Below are 16,808 nucleotides of genomic sequence, written 5' to 3' on the forward strand. Positions count from 1 at the left end.
GGATGGTTTCATTACTACGACTCGACTTCACAGTCTGACAAACTGGTTGTCAAGATCACACAGGTCCAGGAACAGGATCCATATTATTACCCGATGTTTCAGATGCCTCTCGATTTGCTGGTCATGTACCCATCGGGGGACTCGACATATGTTGTCTTCAACAGCGCTACAAGCCAGGCTTTTGTGCTTGACGTTCCGCAGGAACCTACCGCAGTCAAGCTCGATCCCGATAACTGGGTGTTGTGCACTATTGATGAAATCTCATTTTCAATGGCCGCGGTCAGCGATCCTCTCGACACGGCCCATCTGGGACAGTCATTCTACAAGGAATTTCATGCCGTCGGTGGCACAAAACCGTACTCATGGACCCGCATTGGGGGGCAGTTTCCCTATGGACTGACGTTCGACAACAGTGGAGAATTCCCTGTTCTCAGCGGTGTACCGACTTATTCTTCGACCTTTAATTTCACGCTGGAGATAACCGATTCCTCCGATCCCCAGAATGCAGACACTGCTTCATATCAAGTTATCGTAATCGAGGAGAGCTTCCCGGGCGATGTCAACGACGATGGTAATGTCGATGTATCTGACGCAGTGTATTTAATCAACTACGCATTCGCCGGTGGGCCTGCGCCTGATCCGCTCGATTCGGGTGATGTCAACTGCGATCTCAATGTAGATGTATCCGACGCAGTGTATATCATCAATTACGCTTTTGCGGGCGGTCCTCCACCGCAGAACTGCGACTGAAAAGTCCTTAACTTCGGGATGCTTATTGCGCTTGACTTTCCCGCCTGCACACATAAATTGCATCTTTTAACTATGCGTTACAGCGGAGGTCAAGATGCCTGTAAAAATATCTGGTAAAAACCTGACGATCGAAGATACAGTAAATATCGCTCGTCATGGCGAAAAAATAGAACTGGCTCAGGATGCAGTCGATCGAATCAATAAATGCCGGGAACTGGTCGAAAAAAAGCTTCGAGAAAACACGATCATGTACGGTGTCAATACCGGGATAGGCGAGTTATCCGAGGTTGTCCTCTCCCCTGAAGAAGTAGAGAAATTCCAGAAGTATTTGATTTATTCCCACGCCGCTGGAATAGGCGGCCCTATGCGTGTTGAAGATTCACGTGCTTCGATTTTAAGCCGGATCAATGTCCATGCCAACGGTCATTCCGCTCTCAGGTTGAAAGTGGTTGAAACATTGGTTGAAATGCTCAACAGGGGAGTCACCCCGGTCATGTGCCAGAAGGGATCGGTGGGGGCATCCGGCGATCTTTCTCCGATGGGCCAGATGGCGCTGGTGCCGATGGGCGAGGGCGAAGCTTTTTACAAGGGCAAACGCCTGCCTGGCGCTGAAGCGATGAAGCAGGCAGGAATTGAAACGATCACCTACCAGGCCCGTGATGGTCTGGCGACGATCAACGGCTCCAACTGCATTACCGGCATGGCATGCATGCAGTGGCATGACGCTATCAGGTGGATCCGCCAGTGTGAAATCGCCTGTGCCATGGTGCTGGAAGTTCTAAATGCCAATATGTCCGGGTACGACGACCGCCTGCATCGCGCCCGTGGTCATGAAGGGGCGATAGTCTCCGCTGATAATATACGCAGGATCTCAGCCGACAGCGACATGCTGGCACAAAAGGGCAAAAAAGTACAGGACGCATATTCATTGCGCAGTACCCCGCAGGCTGTCGGGGCGGCCCGTGATACAATGAAATTCGTCCGGCAGATGATCGAAACCGAGTTAAACGGTATCTCCGACAACCCGATCTTCTTCCCGGAAGAAGATACTGTGATCTCCGGCGCTAATTTCCAGGGTTCACCGATCGCTTTCGTTACAGAATTTATCGGGATGTCAATAACGACATTGTGTGTGCTCTCCGAACGACGGGTCAACCGTCTCACCAACCCTCATCTATCAGCGGGACTGCCCGCGTTTTTGACAAAGGGAGCCGGGATGTTCTCCGGTACGATGCTGACCCAGTACACAGCCGGAGCGCTGGTCAATGAAAACCGTATCCTCTCGCACCCGGGCGCAACCGGCTCGATACCGGCCGCGGCCGACCAGGAAGATTTCGTATCCATGGGCATGACTTCAGCTATCAAGGCACGTGACATCATCGAAAACGCCAATGGTGTTCTGGCAATCGAGTTCTTGAACGTCGCCCAGGCGGCGGATTTCCGTAAGCCAGTTAGACTATCACCCGGTTCGCAGGCGGCCTATGATGTCATCCGTGAACATGTCGAATTTCTCGATGAGGATCGCCCGCTTTATGACGATATCAATAAGCTTACCGAGGTTGTCAGATCCGGTAAAATCCTCGAAGCGGTCGAAAAAGCTGTCGGCGAATTGAAATAGGTTGTGCTGAATGCTGTAAAGAGTCGGATTTCTCCAGCGAGCGTGTGCAACAGGTGAGTTTTCTGCATCAGCCGGTCAATGTTTTTATTGACAATCGGCGCACTGCTCCCAATAATTTAAACAGTTACGGGCTTGTTATCGTCTATTATATGAAGCACGCTGGTTCCTGAGCTTGCCAAACATAATTGCTGGAGATATTATGAGACATTTAGTTGTTTTGATAGTTCTGATCGCTGTCGGCTTAATTGCCTGCGAGACAGATTACAGTTATTACGCCCCGCACGACCCCAATCCGGACAATATTCTGACTCAGGGCGGAGTTGCCTCTGTCGATTATACTGATACTGTTTATATCAATAAGGGCGCGACATTCAAGGTTACGCTGGCGGTTGGTTTGCCCTGTTACAGTTTTTCCAGTTTCGAAACCGAGAAAAATGGTGAAGAGTATTTTATCACACCACATGTTATCCAGACCGAAAAACTATGTGACAGCACCGCTGTAAAATTAACTCGACCTTACGATTTCGAACCGGATGAGCCGGGTGTCTTTTTGATGCATTTCTATCAAACTGATGAGGAATCGTATAATATCCAGGTCACTGTGGTAGAGTAGTCTGAATTGATTAAAAAAGGCCAGCCGAAATGACTGACCTTTTTGCTACACCTCACTAAATCATTCTATTTTTCTTCAGCCAGGATTTTCTCCAGTCTTTGAATATGGCGTCCACCCTCGAATTTCGTGCTCAAAAACAGTTCGACGATCTTTAGTGCTTCAGTCTCGGAGACATACTTGGATGCCAGCGAGAGCACATTGGCGTCATTATGAGAACGGGTCAATTCAGCCATTTCCTCGGACAGGCACAATCCCGAGCGCACGCCTTTGACTTTGTTGGCGGCCATATTCATACCGTTACCGGTCCAGCAGATGTTTATACCGTAATCGACATCGCCGTCGGCCACCGAGTGGGCGACCTTCAAACCGAAATCCGGGTAATCAACTGATTCATCGGAATCGGTGCCGAAATCGACTACCTCCTCTCCCCTTTGCATAAGGTAAGATTTGATCTTCTCTTTGAGGGGATAGCCTTTATGATCTGCACCCAGGGCGATTTTCATCTACGCAGTCACTCCCGCTTTTAATTTATAAATGTCAGCCAGTTGTGGGGATCCTCACCTTTTTCGACCACATCAAAAAATGCTTCCTGGAGTTTCTTGGTGATCGGACCGCGTGATCCCCTGCCGATCGGTATATGATCGATAGTGGCAATCGGGGTTATCTCGGCCGCCGAACCTGTGAAGAAGACCTCATCGGAAACATACAGTGCTTCGCGCGGGATGTTTTCTTCTTTAATGGGGATACCCATATCTTCGGCCAGCTTGATTACCGTCCGACGGGTGATCCCGGCCAGAATCGAAGCGCAGAAAGGCGGTGTAATCAGGGTGCCGTTTCTGACCACGAAGATGTTCTCACCGGATCCCTCGGAGACAAATCCCTGCACGTCCAGACCGATACCTTCGACATAACCATGAGTGATCGCTTCCATCTTGATCATCTGACCACCCAAATAGTTCGCTGCAGTTTTGGCCATGGCCGGAAGAGTGTTGGGGGCGGGCCGATTCCATGACGAAACGCAGACATCGACACCACGTTCGAGCGCGTCCGCACCCAGGTACTTGCCCCAGCGCCAGACCGCGATCGCGACATCGATCGGGCAGTCACCCGGATATACTCCCAGCGACTTATAACCGCGGTAGACTACCGGACGGATATAGCAGTCTTTGAGATCGTTGATCTTTATCAAATCGATGATCGCGTCGTTTATCTGCTCGAGAGTGAAAGGAATCTCCATACGGCAGATCTTGGCCGAATTGAAAAGCCTTTCGGTATGTTCCTGCAAACGAAAGATGGCCGGACCTTTTTTGGTATTGTAGCAACGCGCCCCCTCAAAGACTGAGGAGGAGTAATGGACGACATGCGAGAGGACATGAATTTTGGCGTCATCCCAATTCACCAGCTCGCCGTTCATCCATATTTTATCCACTTTCTCCATACGCCAACTCCTTATTTATTAAGCTGCTTGAGAAGTTCACGGGCGATTACAATGCGCTGAACCTCCGAGGTTCCCTCGCCGATTTCACATAATTTCATATCGCGGAAATAGCGTTCGGCAGGGTAGCGTTCGGTAAAACCGTAAGCGCCCAAAATCTGCATACATTCACGGGTGCAGAAATTAGCCACCTCGGAAGCATATAATTTGCACATAGCCGAGAACTTCGTATATGGAATCTTATTATCTTTCATCCAGGCGGTTTTGTAAATCAGAAGACGTGCCGCTTCGATCCGTGTACCCATATCCGCCAGCTTGAACTGGATCGCCTGATTGCGGTTGATCGGCTTGCCGTACTGGACTCGGCTTTCGGAATATTTGAGCGCCAGATCCAGGGCGGCCTGGGCCAGTCCGAGAGCCATGGCACCGATCGAGATGCGCCCACCGTCGAGAGTGATCATGAACTGCTTGAAGCCCATACCTTCATCACCCATGATATGATTCAACGGGACCTTGACATCATCGAAATGCATATAGGCGGTATCCGAACCGCGGCATCCCAGCTTGTTCTCTTTTTTGCCGGGAGTGAACCCCTCCATCCCCTTCTCGAGAATGAACGAAGAGATTCCCTTCACCCCGCCTTCATCGGAAGTCCTGGCAGTGGCGATTGCGGCTTCGCATACAGTAGCAGAGGTAATCCAGCACTTGGTACCATTCAAGAGATAATGATCGTCTTTTTTCTCAGCCCTGCTCTTGGTGCCACCGGCATCGGAGCCGGCTTCCGGTTCGGTCAGCCCAAACGCAATCAGGCTTCCTTTTTCGGCCGCGGGCGGCAGGTATTTTTTGCGATGATCTTCGGTGCCGAATAACTGGATCGGGAAAGTGCCCAGCGAATTGTGGGCCGCAAGTGTCAGCCCGGTCGAACCGCACACGCGCGAAACCTCCTCGACGATAATGGCGTACTCGATCGTTGGTAGTTCCAGTCCACCATATTCTTTGCGTACAAGGCATCCCCACCAGCCCCGGTCATTTATGACTTTACGGATCTCGTCCGAGAATTTCTGTTCGCGATCGACCTCGGCCGCGTGGGGAGCAATCTTCTCCTCGCAATGAGCGCGTACATCGGCCCGAAAATCTTTGTACTTGATATCGTAATCCATAACTATTCCTTCAGGATGTCTCTTGAGATGACAATTCGCTGAGCTTCGGAAGTACCCTCATAGATCTCCGTGACACGGGCATCCCGGAAGCAACGCTCGACCGCGTACTCCTTGACATAACCGTAACCGCCGTGAATCTGAACAGCCTGGTCGGCCACCCAGTTGGCGATTTCGGAGGCAAACAGCTTGCCCATAGAAATTTCCTTGCCGAAGCGACCATCCTGATCCTTGAGCACCGCGGCGCGATAGACCAGTAGTCGGGCGGCATCGATCTTGGTCGCCATGTCCGCCAGTTTGAACTGGATCCCCTGGAAATTGCAGATCGGCTGATTAAACTGCTTGCGTTCTTTGGAGTACGAGAGCGCTTCCTCATAGGCTGTCTGGGCGATTCCCAAAGCCTGCGCTCCGACACCTATACGGCCGTTGTCCAGAAGCGAAAGAGCGACCTTAAAGCCATGGTTCTCTTCACCCAGCAGATTGGATTTTGGAACTTTAGCATCGATAAAAGAGAGCTCGCGGGTATCGGAACATTTCAGCCCCATCTTCTTTTCCGGCGCACCCAGAGACATACCCTCGGTATCTTTCGTGACCAGAATTGCAGAGATTCCCTTGGATCCTTTTTCAGGATCGGTCAGGGCGAATACGACGAAGACGCCAGCCCACTTGGCGGAAGTGACCCAGCTCTTGGTGCCGTTAAAGACATAGTTGTCACCATTGGCGAGTGCCTGGGTCTTGAGACTGCCCGCATCGGTACCGGAATCAGGCTCGGACAGCGAATACGCGCCGATCATCTCCCCCGAGGCCAGTTTAGGCAGGTACTCATCTTTCTGGGCATCGGTGCCGAAATGTTCGATCGCCTTGAGAGCGAGCGAATTGTGCACACTGACCATAATAGCGAACCCGGCACAGGCCTTGGAGAGTTCTTCAATGATCAGGGCGTAGCTGAGAGTATCCAGTTCCTGGCCACCGTATTTTTCGGGCGCCAACAGCCCGAAGAAACCGAGCTCAGCCGCCTCTTTGATTATTTCCTCGGGGATATCCTCTTTGGCATCCATCTCCTCAGCAATCGGAGCCAGGCGCTTTTGTGCAAAGTCGCGACCGAAGTCGCGCATCATATCATGATCTTCAGTCAGATTGAAATCCATAGCGACTCCTTCTTATTTGGAGTAATCATAAAAACCGCGCCCGCTCTTGCGACCGAGATAGCCGGCTTCGACCATCTTCTTAAGAAGCGGACAGGGGCGATACTTGGGATCACCGAGACCCTCATGCATGACTTCCAGAATAGCCAGGCAGACATCCAGACCGATGAAATCAGCCAGGGTCAGGGGACCCATCGGATGAGCCATACCCAGTTTCATCACCGTGTCGATCGATTCAGCGGTTCCCACACCCTCAAACAGCGAGTAAACCGCCTCGTTGATCATCGGCATCAGGATACGGTTGGCGATGAAACCGGGATAGTCGTTGACCTCGACCGGGGTCTTGCCCAGCTTCCTGGCCAGGTCTTCCACAATGCCGTAGGTCTCATCGGTGGTAGCCATGCCACGGATCACCTCGACCAGTTTCATCATCGGAACCGGGTTCATGAAGTGCATGCCGATCACCTTGTCAGGACGGTTGGTGGCACTGGCAAGTTTTGTGATTGGAAGTGATGATGTATTCGATCCCAGGATAACTTCCGGTTTCGTGATAGCGTCCAGCTTGCGGTACAGTTCGAGCTTGGGCTCGAGCTGTTCAATAATTGCCTCGACCACGAAATCAGCACCTGAGGCATCATCTGGATTAGTCGAAAGATTTATATTGTCCAGCGCGGAATTCATCTGGTCTTGAGTGATTTTTTCTTTTTTCACCTGGCGTTCCATGTTCTTTTTAATGGTTGCCAGGGCGCGATCCAGAAACTCCTGTTTGATATCGATCAGCGTGACTTTGTAACCTGTCTGTGCGAAGACATGGGTGATTCCGTTTCCCATCGTACCGCCACCAAACACAGCGACATTCTGTATATCCATTAGTATCCTCCCAGATAAGTATTTGTTTCTTAAACCATCTCGATTGACAGTGCGACCGCGGAACCGCCGCCAAGGCATAGAGTTGCCAGGCCGTTCTTCTTGCCGCGATCCTTAAGTGCGTTCATCAGGGTGACCAGTACGCGCGCGCCTGAGGCACCGATCGGATGACCCAGTGCAACCGCACCGCCATGGACATTGACTCTATCCCAGTCCCAGCCGAGTTCCTTGCCGTCGGCTAATGCCTGCGCGCTGAAGGCTTCGTTGGCTTCGAACAGGTCAAAATAATTGATGTCGACATTGAGCTTCTTCATGATTTTGCGGACTGCATAGATCGGTGTGAAGAAGAGATCCTTCGGATCCAGGCTGGCCGAATCATAGGCGGTGATTTTCGCGATCGGTTTCAGGCCGTGCTTATCGATATATTCTTTGGAGCAGACCACAACCGCGGCGGAACCGTCATTGAGCCCCGGAGCGTTTCCGGCAGTTACCGTGCCATCCTTGACAAAGGCTGGACGCAGTTTTGTAAATTTCTCCAGCGGAGTGTTGCGGGGACCTTCATCCTTCTTGAAGATGACCGGGTCGCCTTTACGCTGAGGGATTTCGATCGGAAAGATTTCCTCATCGAACTTGCCTTCTTCCTGGGCCTTGAGTGCTTTCTGGTGAGAGTTGTAGGCGAACTCGTCCTGCATTTCACGGGTGATGCCGGCTTTGTCTGCGGTATATTCGGCGGCGTTGCCCATATGATGGTTGTTGAAGGAATCCCAGAGGCCGTCGGAGATCATGATATCCATCAGCTTCTGGTGACCAAACTTGACACCTCGTTTGGCGGCGGCACTCAAAACCAGCGGAGTATTGGACATACTCTCCATACCCCCGCAGACGAAACAATGGCCGTCGCCGGCTTTGATCTGTGAAGCGGCCATCATAACGGCCTTCAGACCGGAACCACAGACCTTGTTAATAGTCAATGCCGGAACCTCGGGCGGAATACCGCCATGGATCGCGGCCTGGCGCGCGGGAGCCTGCCCGACTCCGCCCTGGACGACCTGGCCCATGATGACTTCATCGATGGTGGCGGGGTCTATACCGGCCCTCTTGACCACTTCTTTTATGGCTAATGCACCCAGTTGAGGTGCGGGGAAATTTGACAGGTGACTGTGCAACAGACCGATGGCCGAACGACATCCGGCCACTACATAAGCTTCGGGGTAGTCCATTAGTCCTCCATGAATTTAGAATGTATGAGCGATAGTTCTTTTTTTCACAAGCGCCCGAACCGACACGTCGGCCCTGAAATAAAGCGTTAATATAATAAAAACCGATCCTCTCTGCAACCGATTTCATGGATGTGCTTCATTAGATTAGCGCTCGCTTTCAAACCGAACTGACACATCTGTGGCAGGCATGTAAGTTAAGGGCTTTTTGTCCTGAAATCACCGGGCGACTAATTCGCCAAAACGACATCCGGTGTCACCGTAAGTTCATCTGTTCCGGGTTAGCCATTTGAGATCGCGCACATTCTGTTTCACGTCGCCTAAATCGCTTGACTTTGGCGCGGATATTAAGTATTTATTATGCTTTATAGTAGTGGAAACGGTGCGGAAAAACACTCGTTCCTTCGTATTCTTGGCAGTAATATATCAAAAAACAACTCAGGATAGAGAGGTCTTATGGTAGGAATTGTCGGATACGGTGCCAAAATCCCCCGGCATCGCATTAAGGTTGAAGAAATTGCCAAAGTCTGGGGTGCAGACGCGGAATCATACAAGCGCGGTCTCCAGTTGACCGAGAAGTCCGTGCCAGCTCCGGATGTCGACTGTGTTACACTGTCAGTCGAGGCTACCAAACATGCGTTAAAAAGAGCGGGCCTCAAAGGTGAGGATATAGGTGCTCTGTATATCGGGTCCGAATCTCATCCGTATGCCGTGAAACCTTCGGGCACGATTCTGGCCGAGGCGATCGGCGCAGTCCCGCATTGTCATACAGCCGATTACGAATTCGCCTGTAAAGCCGGTTCCGAGGCGATGTTTGTTTCATTGGGACTGGTTCGTAGCGGTTTTGTCGATTACTCAATCGGCGTCGGCGCGGACACATCGCAGGGCGCTCCCGGCGACGCGCTCGAATACTCAGCGGCGGCCGGCGCGGCCTCGTTTGTAATGGGTACTCAGAATATAATTGCGGAATGTCATCACACCCATTCCTGGATGACTGATACTCCCGATTTCTGGCGTCGCGAACATGAGCACTACCCTCAGCATGGCGGGCGTTTTACCGGTGAACCAGCGTATTTTCGGACGATTACCGGATGCGCCACAGCACTTCTGGAGAAATCCAACATGAAACCTTCGGATTTCAAATACGCTGTCTTTCATCAGCCCAACGGTAAATTCCCGATGAGGATCGGCAAGAAACTCGGTTTCACCAAAGAACAGCTCGTCACCGGATGGTTGGTGCCGACATTGGGCAATACCTATTCGGGTGCTTCTCCGGTCGGCTTGACTGCTATTCTGGATATAGCTGAGCCGGGTGATAATATTTTCATGGTTTCCTATGGTTCGGGGGCTGGTTCGGATGGTTTCATTTTCCGTGTCACCGAACGAATCAAAGAAGTGCAGGATCTGGCGCCCAAAACCCGTCCGCAGTTGGACGAGAACAAGATCTATGTCGACTACGGCACTTACGCCAAGTTCCGCAAGAAAATTCTGAAAAACGTTTAGGAGAATAAACTATGAGAGAAGTTGCTGTAATAGGCGTCGGCATGACCAAGTGGGGCGAAATCTGGGAAAAATCCCTGCGTAATCTCTTTATTGACAGCGCCTACGAGGCCATCTCCGATGCCGGTATAGAGAAACTTGATGCCATGTATGTCGGCAGTATGACACCGGGATTATTTGTCGGTCAGGAACATATAGGCTCGCTTTTAGCCGATTACCTCGGACAGAAACACCTGGCCGGAGCCCGCGTTGAATCAGCCTGTGCTTCGGGCGGTCTGGCAGTCAAATCAGCTTTTCTGGATGTCGCCTCCGGTTATTCGGATATAGTCCTGGCCGGCGGTGTCGAGAAGATGACAGATATTTCCGGCGACGGTGCCACTTACGCCCTGGCGACCGCGGCAGACCAGGAATACGAGGTCTTCCACGGCGCGACTTTTCCCGGACTGTACGCCATGATGGCTCGGCGACACATGCATGAGTTCGGAACCACACGCGATCAGCTGTCGCATGTGGCGGTCAAAAACCATAAAAACGGCGCAAAGAATCCGCACGCTCAATATCCCTTCGAGGTCAGCCTGGAAGGTGTGGCCGGTTCGGTCATGGTGGCCGATCCTTTGACTATTCTGGATTGTTCGCCGATTACCGACGGCGCCGCCTGTGTGATACTGGCCGATATGGATACCGCCAAGCGATTCTGCAAGGACAACCCGATCGTGAAAATTATCGGTGTCGGTCATGCTACTGACTCGATCGCATTGCACGGCCGTAAATCCGTGTGCAGTCTCGATGCTACCCGTGTGGCCGGTGAAAAGGCATTCAAGATGGCCGGCAAGTCACAGGATGATATCGATGTGCTGGAAGTCCATGACTGCTTCACTATCGCGGAAATCATGGTCCTCGAAGAACTCGGTTTCTGTGAAAAAGGCAAAGGTGGTACGATGGCCGAATCTGGCGCTACCGCAATTGGCGGAAAAATTCCGGTCAACACATCCGGTGGCCTCAAGTCCAAGGGCCATCCAGTCGGCGCAACCGGTGCGGCCCAGATAATCGAAATTACCGAGCAGTTGCGCGGTAAATGCGGTGAACGACAGGTCGAAGGTGCCAAAGTCGGGATGACCCAGAATATGGGTGGTACCGGCGGTTCAACTGTTTGTCACATACTGGAGGTGGTCTGATGTTTCCGGCAAGAATATGGCGTGAATTTCCGCAGAGATATCGTCTCGAAGCGATTCAGGATAAAGAGACTAAACAGGTCTATTTCCCGCCTCGTGCGCTGGGCGACAATTTTAAAAAAATCGATGGTGAGAAATATGTCCTTCCCGATGAGGGCACCATCTACACATATACTATTATCGAGGTCCCGCCCTCCCAGTTCAAGGACGAGGCCCCCTATGTGGTGGCGATCATCGAACTCAAAGACGGTACCCGTGTGACCTGCCAGATTACCGATTACGATAAAGACTGGCTGGCGATCGGCAAGAAGGTAAAACTCGAATTCCGTCGCATCCAGACCGATGCATTCCACGGCGTGCTGTCCTATGGATACAAAGCTGTTCCCGATCTGGAGTAGCTTATGTATCGACGCATAGAATCGAAGATCGATACGAAATCGGAGGACTTCAAGGCAAACAAGGAACATCATCTCAGATTACGGGATGAGTTTCTTGACAGGCTGGAGAAAATTAAGCAGGGCGGTCCCCCTCACATGGTCGAACGCCATAAAAAACGTGGCAAGATGACTGTGCGTGAACGGCTGGATGCCCTCTTTGATAAGAATACTCCGTTTATCGAGTTGTCTCCTCTGGCAGCTTATGATATGTATAAAAACGAGGCTCCCTCAGCCGGGGTGGTGACCGGAATCGGCGTGGTTCACGGACGTGAGGTGATGGTGGTCGCTAATGACGCCACGGTCAAGGGCGGTACTTATTTCCCGATGACGATCAAAAAGCATGTGCGCGCTCAGCAGGTGGCCGAAGAAAACCACCTGCCCTGCGTTTATCTCGTCGATTCGGGAGGCATCTTTCTCCCCCACCAGGCCGGCACATTTCCCGACCAGGATCATTTCGGAAGAATCTTCTTCAACCAGTCGGTGATGTCGGCCAAGGGAATTCCGCAGATCTCGGTCGTGATGGGCTCCTGTACGGCGGGTGGCGCATATGTTCCGGCCCTGTCCGATGAAACCGTGATCGTCCGCAAACAGGGTACGATCTTTATCGGCGGGCCTCCATTGGTAAAAGCCGCTACCGGTGTGGAAGTTACCGATGAAGAACTGGGCGGCGCGGATGTCCATTGCCGTATATCCGGTGTAGCTGATCATTACGCCCAGAACGACAAGCACGCGCTCGAAACAACTCGTTCAATCATCGCTTCGCTCGATTCACCGGCACGTTTCCCGCTTGACCGCAAGGAACCGGTTGATCCGTATTATGATCCGGAAGAGTTGTATGGTGTCGTGCCGGAGAATATCAAGAAACCTTTTGACATCAGAGAGATTATCGCTCGCGTAGTCGATGACTCCCGGTTCCAGGAATTCAAGGAGCTGTACGGGGTCACGCTGGTGACAGGTTTTGCTCATGTAATGGGTTACCCGGTCGGAATACTGGCTAACAACGGCGTTCTTTTCTCGGAAAGCTCGGTCAAGGGCGCGCATTTCATTGAACTCTGTACTGAACGACGCATACCGCTACTGTTTTTGCAGAATATCTCCGGCTTCATAGTCGGTAAACAGTATGAACACGGCGGTATCGCTTCTGATGGTGCCAAGATGGTTCACGCGGTCGCTAATGCCAAAGTGCCGAAACTCACGGTAGTAGTCGGTGGTTCGTACGGTGCCGGCAATTATGCTATGTGCGGACGGGGCTATTTCCCGAGGTTGATGTGGATGTGGCCGAATGCCCGAATCAGCGTGATGGGCGGTGAGCAGGCGGCTGATGTACTCTGGACTGTCAAGAAGCGGGCTCTTGCCAAAAAAGGTGAAGAAGTTACCGGCGAGATGGAAAAGGAGTTCAAAAAGCCGACTATCGAACGCTATGAGCACGAAGCGACGCCGTATTATTCCGGTGCACGGTTGTGGGACGACGGCATGATCGATCCGGTCGAGACTCGCAAGATGATCGCCCTGGGAATCGCCATGTCACTCAACGCACCAGTACCGAAAACCAAGTACGGTGTCTTCAGGATGTAGACTGCGAGGACTTCATGTCTGATTACAGTACGATAAAATACGATCAGGACGGCAAGGTGGCGCGAATAACATTTTGCCGTCCCGAGATACACAACGCCTTCAACTCGACCATGATAAACGAACTCTATGATCTCTTCATGAAATTGAAAACTGACAGCACCGTTCGGGTCGTGGTCCTGACAGGAGAAGGCAAATCCTACTGCGCCGGGGCTGACCTGAACTGGATGCGCGCGGTGAAGGATTACTCTTACGAACAGAACCTCAAGGAGTCGCTCGAGCTGGCGGCTTTGTTTCGGCTGATCTATGAATTCCCGCGTCCGGTCATCGGCCGTATTAACGGCGCGGCTATCGGCGGGGGCACCGGTTTTGTAGCCGTGACAGATATCGCGGTGGCGGCCGGTGTGGCGATGTTTTCATTTTCTGAAGTCAAAATCGGCGTGGTTCCGGCCTGTATCTCGCCCTACGTCGTCAAACGTGTGGGAGAAGGTCGTGCCCGTGAATTCTTCCTGACCGGTGAAAGGCTGACTGCGTTGCGTGCCAACGAGGCCGGGCTTGTCAACCGTGTGGTCGAAAATGACAAGCTCGACAGCGAAGTCGAGGCTATAGTCGGTCAGATTCTGACATCCGGCCCGGATGCTCTGGCGGTCTGTAAGACTCTGCTACATAAGATCGCCGATCAGAATATGGACGAGGCCGAGAAATACACCGCCGAGGTGATTGCCGACCTGCGCAAATCGCCAGAGGGACAGGAAGGGATGGACGCCTTTTTGAACAAGCGCAAACCGAATTGGGTGGAGTAGAATTCAGATGTTTAAAAAGATACTGGTTGCCAACCGGGGAGAAATCGCCTGCCGGGTACTGCAGGCCGCGCGGGAGATGAATATTCCCACGCTGGCTGTATATTCCGAAGCTGATCAAAACGCGTTACATGTGCTCAAAGCCGACGAAGCCGCGCTTCTGGGTCCGCCTGCGCCGGGCGAGAGTTATCTCAATATCGACAAAATAATTGAAGTAGCAAAAGAACATGGTGCCGACGCGATTCATCCCGGTTACGGTTTTCTATCCGAGAATCATAGATTTGCAAAACGATGCGAGGATGAGGGAATAACTTTCATCGGCTCGCACTCCGAATCTATTCGTTCGATGGGTAACAAAATCGAGGCGCGGCAGATGATGATCGAATCAGGAGTGCCGGTTATTCCCGGTATGTCCGGCTCGGCTTCTGATGTCGACCTGTTTAAATCCGAAGCGGATAAAGTTGGATACCCGGTGCTTCTGAAGGCGGCCGCCGGTGGCGGTGGCAAAGGCATGCGGGTGGTCCATGATCCGGATAATATCGAAGACGCCTTAAATGGCGCGATGCGTGAAGCGAAATCAGCGTTTGGCGACGATTCGGTTTATCTCGAAAAATATATCGAAGAACCTCGTCATGTCGAATTCCAGATAATGGCCGACAAACATGGCAACTGCGTCTACCTGTTCGAACGTGAATGTTCTATCCAGAGACGTCATCAGAAAATCATTGAAGAGACACCTTCGGTCGCTGTCGACGACGAACTCCGCAGGAAGATGGGCGAAGCCGCGGTCCGTGTGGCTAAAGCCTGCGAATACTCCAACGCAGGCACGGTCGAGTTTTTGCTGGACAAGAAAAAGAATTTCTATTTTCTCGAGATGAATACCCGCATCCAGGTCGAACATCCTGTTACCGAGATGGTGGTCGGGGTTGACCTCGTCAAGGAACAGATCCGAGTCGCTTCCGGCGAGAAGCTGTCATTTTCGCAGGAAGAACTTTTCCAGCATGGTCACGCAATCGAATGTCGAATCTATGCTGAGGATGCTGAGAATAATTTCCTGCCATCATCGGGCAAACTGCTGTTCTATAAAGAACCGCAGGGGCCCTTCATCAGGGTCGACAGCGGAGTCTATTCGGGTGTCGACATCACCGTTTTCTACGATCCGATCCTGGCCAAACTGATCGTTTGGGGCGAACGTCGCAACGAAGCGGTCGAACGGATGAAGCAGGCACTGGATGATTATATTGTCCTGGGAGTAAAGACATCGATACATTATCTCAAGGCGATTCTGGAACATCCGGAATTTATCTCCGGCAAAACATTCACAGACTTTATCCCGCGCAATATGAGCGAATGGGAACCGCCTGTGGTATCCGAGGATCAGATCAAGGTCGCGCTACTGTCAGCTGTAATTCATGAGATGAAAAAGAAGCCCGCGGTTACGGAAGGCGGTAAAGAAGAGATGCCTTCGCCATGGAATTCGATCGGCAAATGGGAAATCGGGATGGGAGGTTGAGATGGACCTGGAATTGAAACTGGGCAACAATAACTACTTCGTAACCGTGAATCAGACAAGAGGCGCCTATAAGCTCAAGATCGATCAGGATGAGTTCGACTTCGATCCATTCGATTTCTCCGAGAACTGCTTCAAAATCAACCTGAATGGCAAAACACACATGGTCCACGTTGCCGCCGAGGGCAACAAGGCTTTTGTTCACCTGGATGGATTTGTGATTCCACTCGAACAGATCACAGAAGAATCTGCGCTGGCGGGTGGTTCTGATGAGGTCGTGGACGGCAAGCAGATTGTTAATGCGCCGATGCCGGGCAAGATCGTCAAGATTCCTGTCAATGTCGGCGACCCGGTAACAGAAAAGCAGATCCTGTGTGTGGTAGAAGCGATGAAAATGGAGAACGAAATCCGCTCCAAGCTAAACGGCAAAGTGACCGAGGTCAACCATGCCGAGGGCGACCTGGTCGACACAGACGCCGCTATCGTAGTCGTCGAAGCCTCGGAGGATTAGCCTAAGCCCCTGTTCTTGTGATCATGACGGTTTAACAGTATGGCGTTCATAGCACAACCACCTGTCGCATATCAACCTCTGTGGATATCGTAACATTTAGAAAAGCTGACTCAGTTAATTTAACTATTTATCAGGCAGTAAATGGTCTGATCTGATAAAGGTATTCCCTCTTTTTTTCGATAAAATATAGTAAGAAACTGACACCAAATTAATTCAGGAGAAAATTATGCATCCGGGTTTGATCGGGGGGATTGTAGGCAGTTCTGTCGGGCTGATCGGTGGCCTGATCGGCACCTATATGAGCATTAAAAATACCCGCACGCAGGCTGAACGCAGGTTCATGATCCGTGCTTCAATTTTGATGTGGATCGGCCTGGGGGTCCTCCTGGCATTGCTGTTGATCATCCCGATGCCATACAACTTCTTCCTGTTCGCGCCTTACGGCATAATTCTGCCCCTGTCAATCAGGTACCTCAATAAAAAACAGCAGAAACTACGAGGCGA

Annotated in this window: 16 protein-coding genes; 10 read left to right on the top strand and 6 right to left on the bottom strand. The window is 51.6% G+C overall.

What is annotated here, in order from left to right:
- Nucleotides 1–844: 844 nt before the first annotated feature.
- A complete protein-coding gene (gene hutH, locus GF404_10775; protein MBD3382663.1) occupies nucleotides 845–2,368 on the top strand; it encodes a histidine ammonia-lyase in 1,524 nt (507 codons plus the stop codon).
- A 199-nt stretch (nucleotides 2,369–2,567) separates the two neighbouring features.
- Nucleotides 2,568–2,981 carry a hypothetical protein gene (locus tag GF404_10780; GenBank protein MBD3382664.1) on the top strand — a complete coding sequence of 138 codons (414 nt, stop codon included), beginning with the start codon at nucleotides 2,568–2,570 and terminating at the stop codon, nucleotides 2,979–2,981.
- A 65-nt stretch (nucleotides 2,982–3,046) separates the two neighbouring features.
- On the opposite strand, the gene rpiB is transcribed toward GF404_10780, so the two are convergent.
- From rpiB to GF404_10810, 6 genes are read right to left on the bottom strand one after another with little or no spacing between them, the layout of a single operon-like run.
- Nucleotides 3,047–3,484, bottom strand: coding sequence for a ribose 5-phosphate isomerase B (gene rpiB / locus GF404_10785; protein ID MBD3382665.1), 438 nt, complete (start codon nucleotides 3,482–3,484; stop codon nucleotides 3,047–3,049).
- Nucleotides 3,485–3,504: 20 nt separating this feature from the next.
- Nucleotides 3,505–4,410 carry a branched-chain amino acid transaminase gene (locus GF404_10790; protein ID MBD3382666.1) on the bottom strand — a complete coding sequence of 302 codons (906 nt, stop codon included), beginning with the start codon at nucleotides 4,408–4,410 and terminating at the stop codon, nucleotides 3,505–3,507.
- A gap of 20 nt (nucleotides 4,411–4,430) precedes the next feature.
- Nucleotides 4,431–5,576 carry an acyl-CoA dehydrogenase gene (locus tag GF404_10795; GenBank protein MBD3382667.1) on the bottom strand — a complete coding sequence of 382 codons (1,146 nt, stop codon included), beginning with the start codon at nucleotides 5,574–5,576 and terminating at the stop codon, nucleotides 4,431–4,433.
- 2 nt (nucleotides 5,577–5,578) lie between these two features.
- Entirely contained in the window at nucleotides 5,579–6,721 is a 1,143-nt protein-coding gene (locus GF404_10800) for an acyl-CoA dehydrogenase (GenBank protein MBD3382668.1), read from the bottom strand.
- 12 nt (nucleotides 6,722–6,733) lie between these two features.
- Nucleotides 6,734–7,588 (bottom strand): 3-hydroxybutyryl-CoA dehydrogenase, encoded by an 855-nt coding sequence (locus GF404_10805; GenBank protein ID MBD3382669.1) that lies wholly within the window; start codon nucleotides 7,586–7,588, stop codon nucleotides 6,734–6,736.
- A 29-nt stretch (nucleotides 7,589–7,617) separates the two neighbouring features.
- A complete protein-coding gene (locus tag GF404_10810; protein MBD3382670.1) occupies nucleotides 7,618–8,805 on the bottom strand; it encodes an acetyl-CoA C-acyltransferase in 1,188 nt (395 codons plus the stop codon).
- A 453-nt stretch (nucleotides 8,806–9,258) separates the two neighbouring features.
- Between GF404_10810 and GF404_10815 the strand changes: the two genes are divergently transcribed.
- From GF404_10815 to GF404_10850, 8 genes are all read left to right on the top strand, one after another.
- A complete protein-coding gene (locus GF404_10815; GenBank protein MBD3382671.1) occupies nucleotides 9,259–10,305 on the top strand; it encodes a hydroxymethylglutaryl-CoA synthase in 1,047 nt (348 codons plus the stop codon).
- 11 nt (nucleotides 10,306–10,316) lie between these two features.
- The gene (locus GF404_10820) at nucleotides 10,317–11,477 is read left to right on the top strand and encodes a thiolase domain-containing protein (GenBank protein ID MBD3382672.1); all 1,161 of its coding nucleotides are present in this window, start codon (nucleotides 10,317–10,319) and stop codon (nucleotides 11,475–11,477) included.
- Nucleotides 11,474–11,872: a transcriptional regulator gene (locus GF404_10825; protein ID MBD3382673.1), complete on the top strand. Its 399-nt coding sequence runs from the start codon at nucleotides 11,474–11,476 to the stop codon at nucleotides 11,870–11,872. Before GF404_10820 ends, GF404_10825 begins: the two co-directional genes overlap by 4 nt.
- 3 nt (nucleotides 11,873–11,875) lie before the next feature.
- Nucleotides 11,876–13,486 (top strand): methylcrotonoyl-CoA carboxylase, encoded by a 1,611-nt coding sequence (locus GF404_10830; GenBank protein MBD3382674.1) that lies wholly within the window; start codon nucleotides 11,876–11,878, stop codon nucleotides 13,484–13,486.
- A 14-nt stretch (nucleotides 13,487–13,500) separates the two neighbouring features.
- The gene (locus GF404_10835) at nucleotides 13,501–14,286 is read left to right on the top strand and encodes an enoyl-CoA hydratase/isomerase family protein (protein ID MBD3382675.1); all 786 of its coding nucleotides are present in this window, start codon (nucleotides 13,501–13,503) and stop codon (nucleotides 14,284–14,286) included.
- A gap of 7 nt (nucleotides 14,287–14,293) precedes the next feature.
- Nucleotides 14,294–15,796, top strand: a complete 1,503-nt coding sequence (accC, locus tag GF404_10840) for an acetyl-CoA carboxylase biotin carboxylase subunit (GenBank protein MBD3382676.1) — start codon at nucleotides 14,294–14,296, stop codon at nucleotides 15,794–15,796.
- Nucleotide 15,797: 1 nt separating this feature from the next.
- Nucleotides 15,798–16,304 carry an acetyl-CoA carboxylase biotin carboxyl carrier protein subunit gene (locus GF404_10845; GenBank protein ID MBD3382677.1) on the top strand — a complete coding sequence of 169 codons (507 nt, stop codon included), beginning with the start codon at nucleotides 15,798–15,800 and terminating at the stop codon, nucleotides 16,302–16,304.
- A 226-nt stretch (nucleotides 16,305–16,530) separates the two neighbouring features.
- On the top strand, nucleotides 16,531–16,808 hold a 278-nt coding region (locus GF404_10850), incomplete at its 3' end, for a hypothetical protein (GenBank protein MBD3382678.1).

The organism is Candidatus Zixiibacteriota bacterium, assembly GCA_014728145.1.
Lineage (GTDB): Bacteria > Zixibacteria > MSB-5A5 > JAABVY01 > JAABVY01 > WJMC01.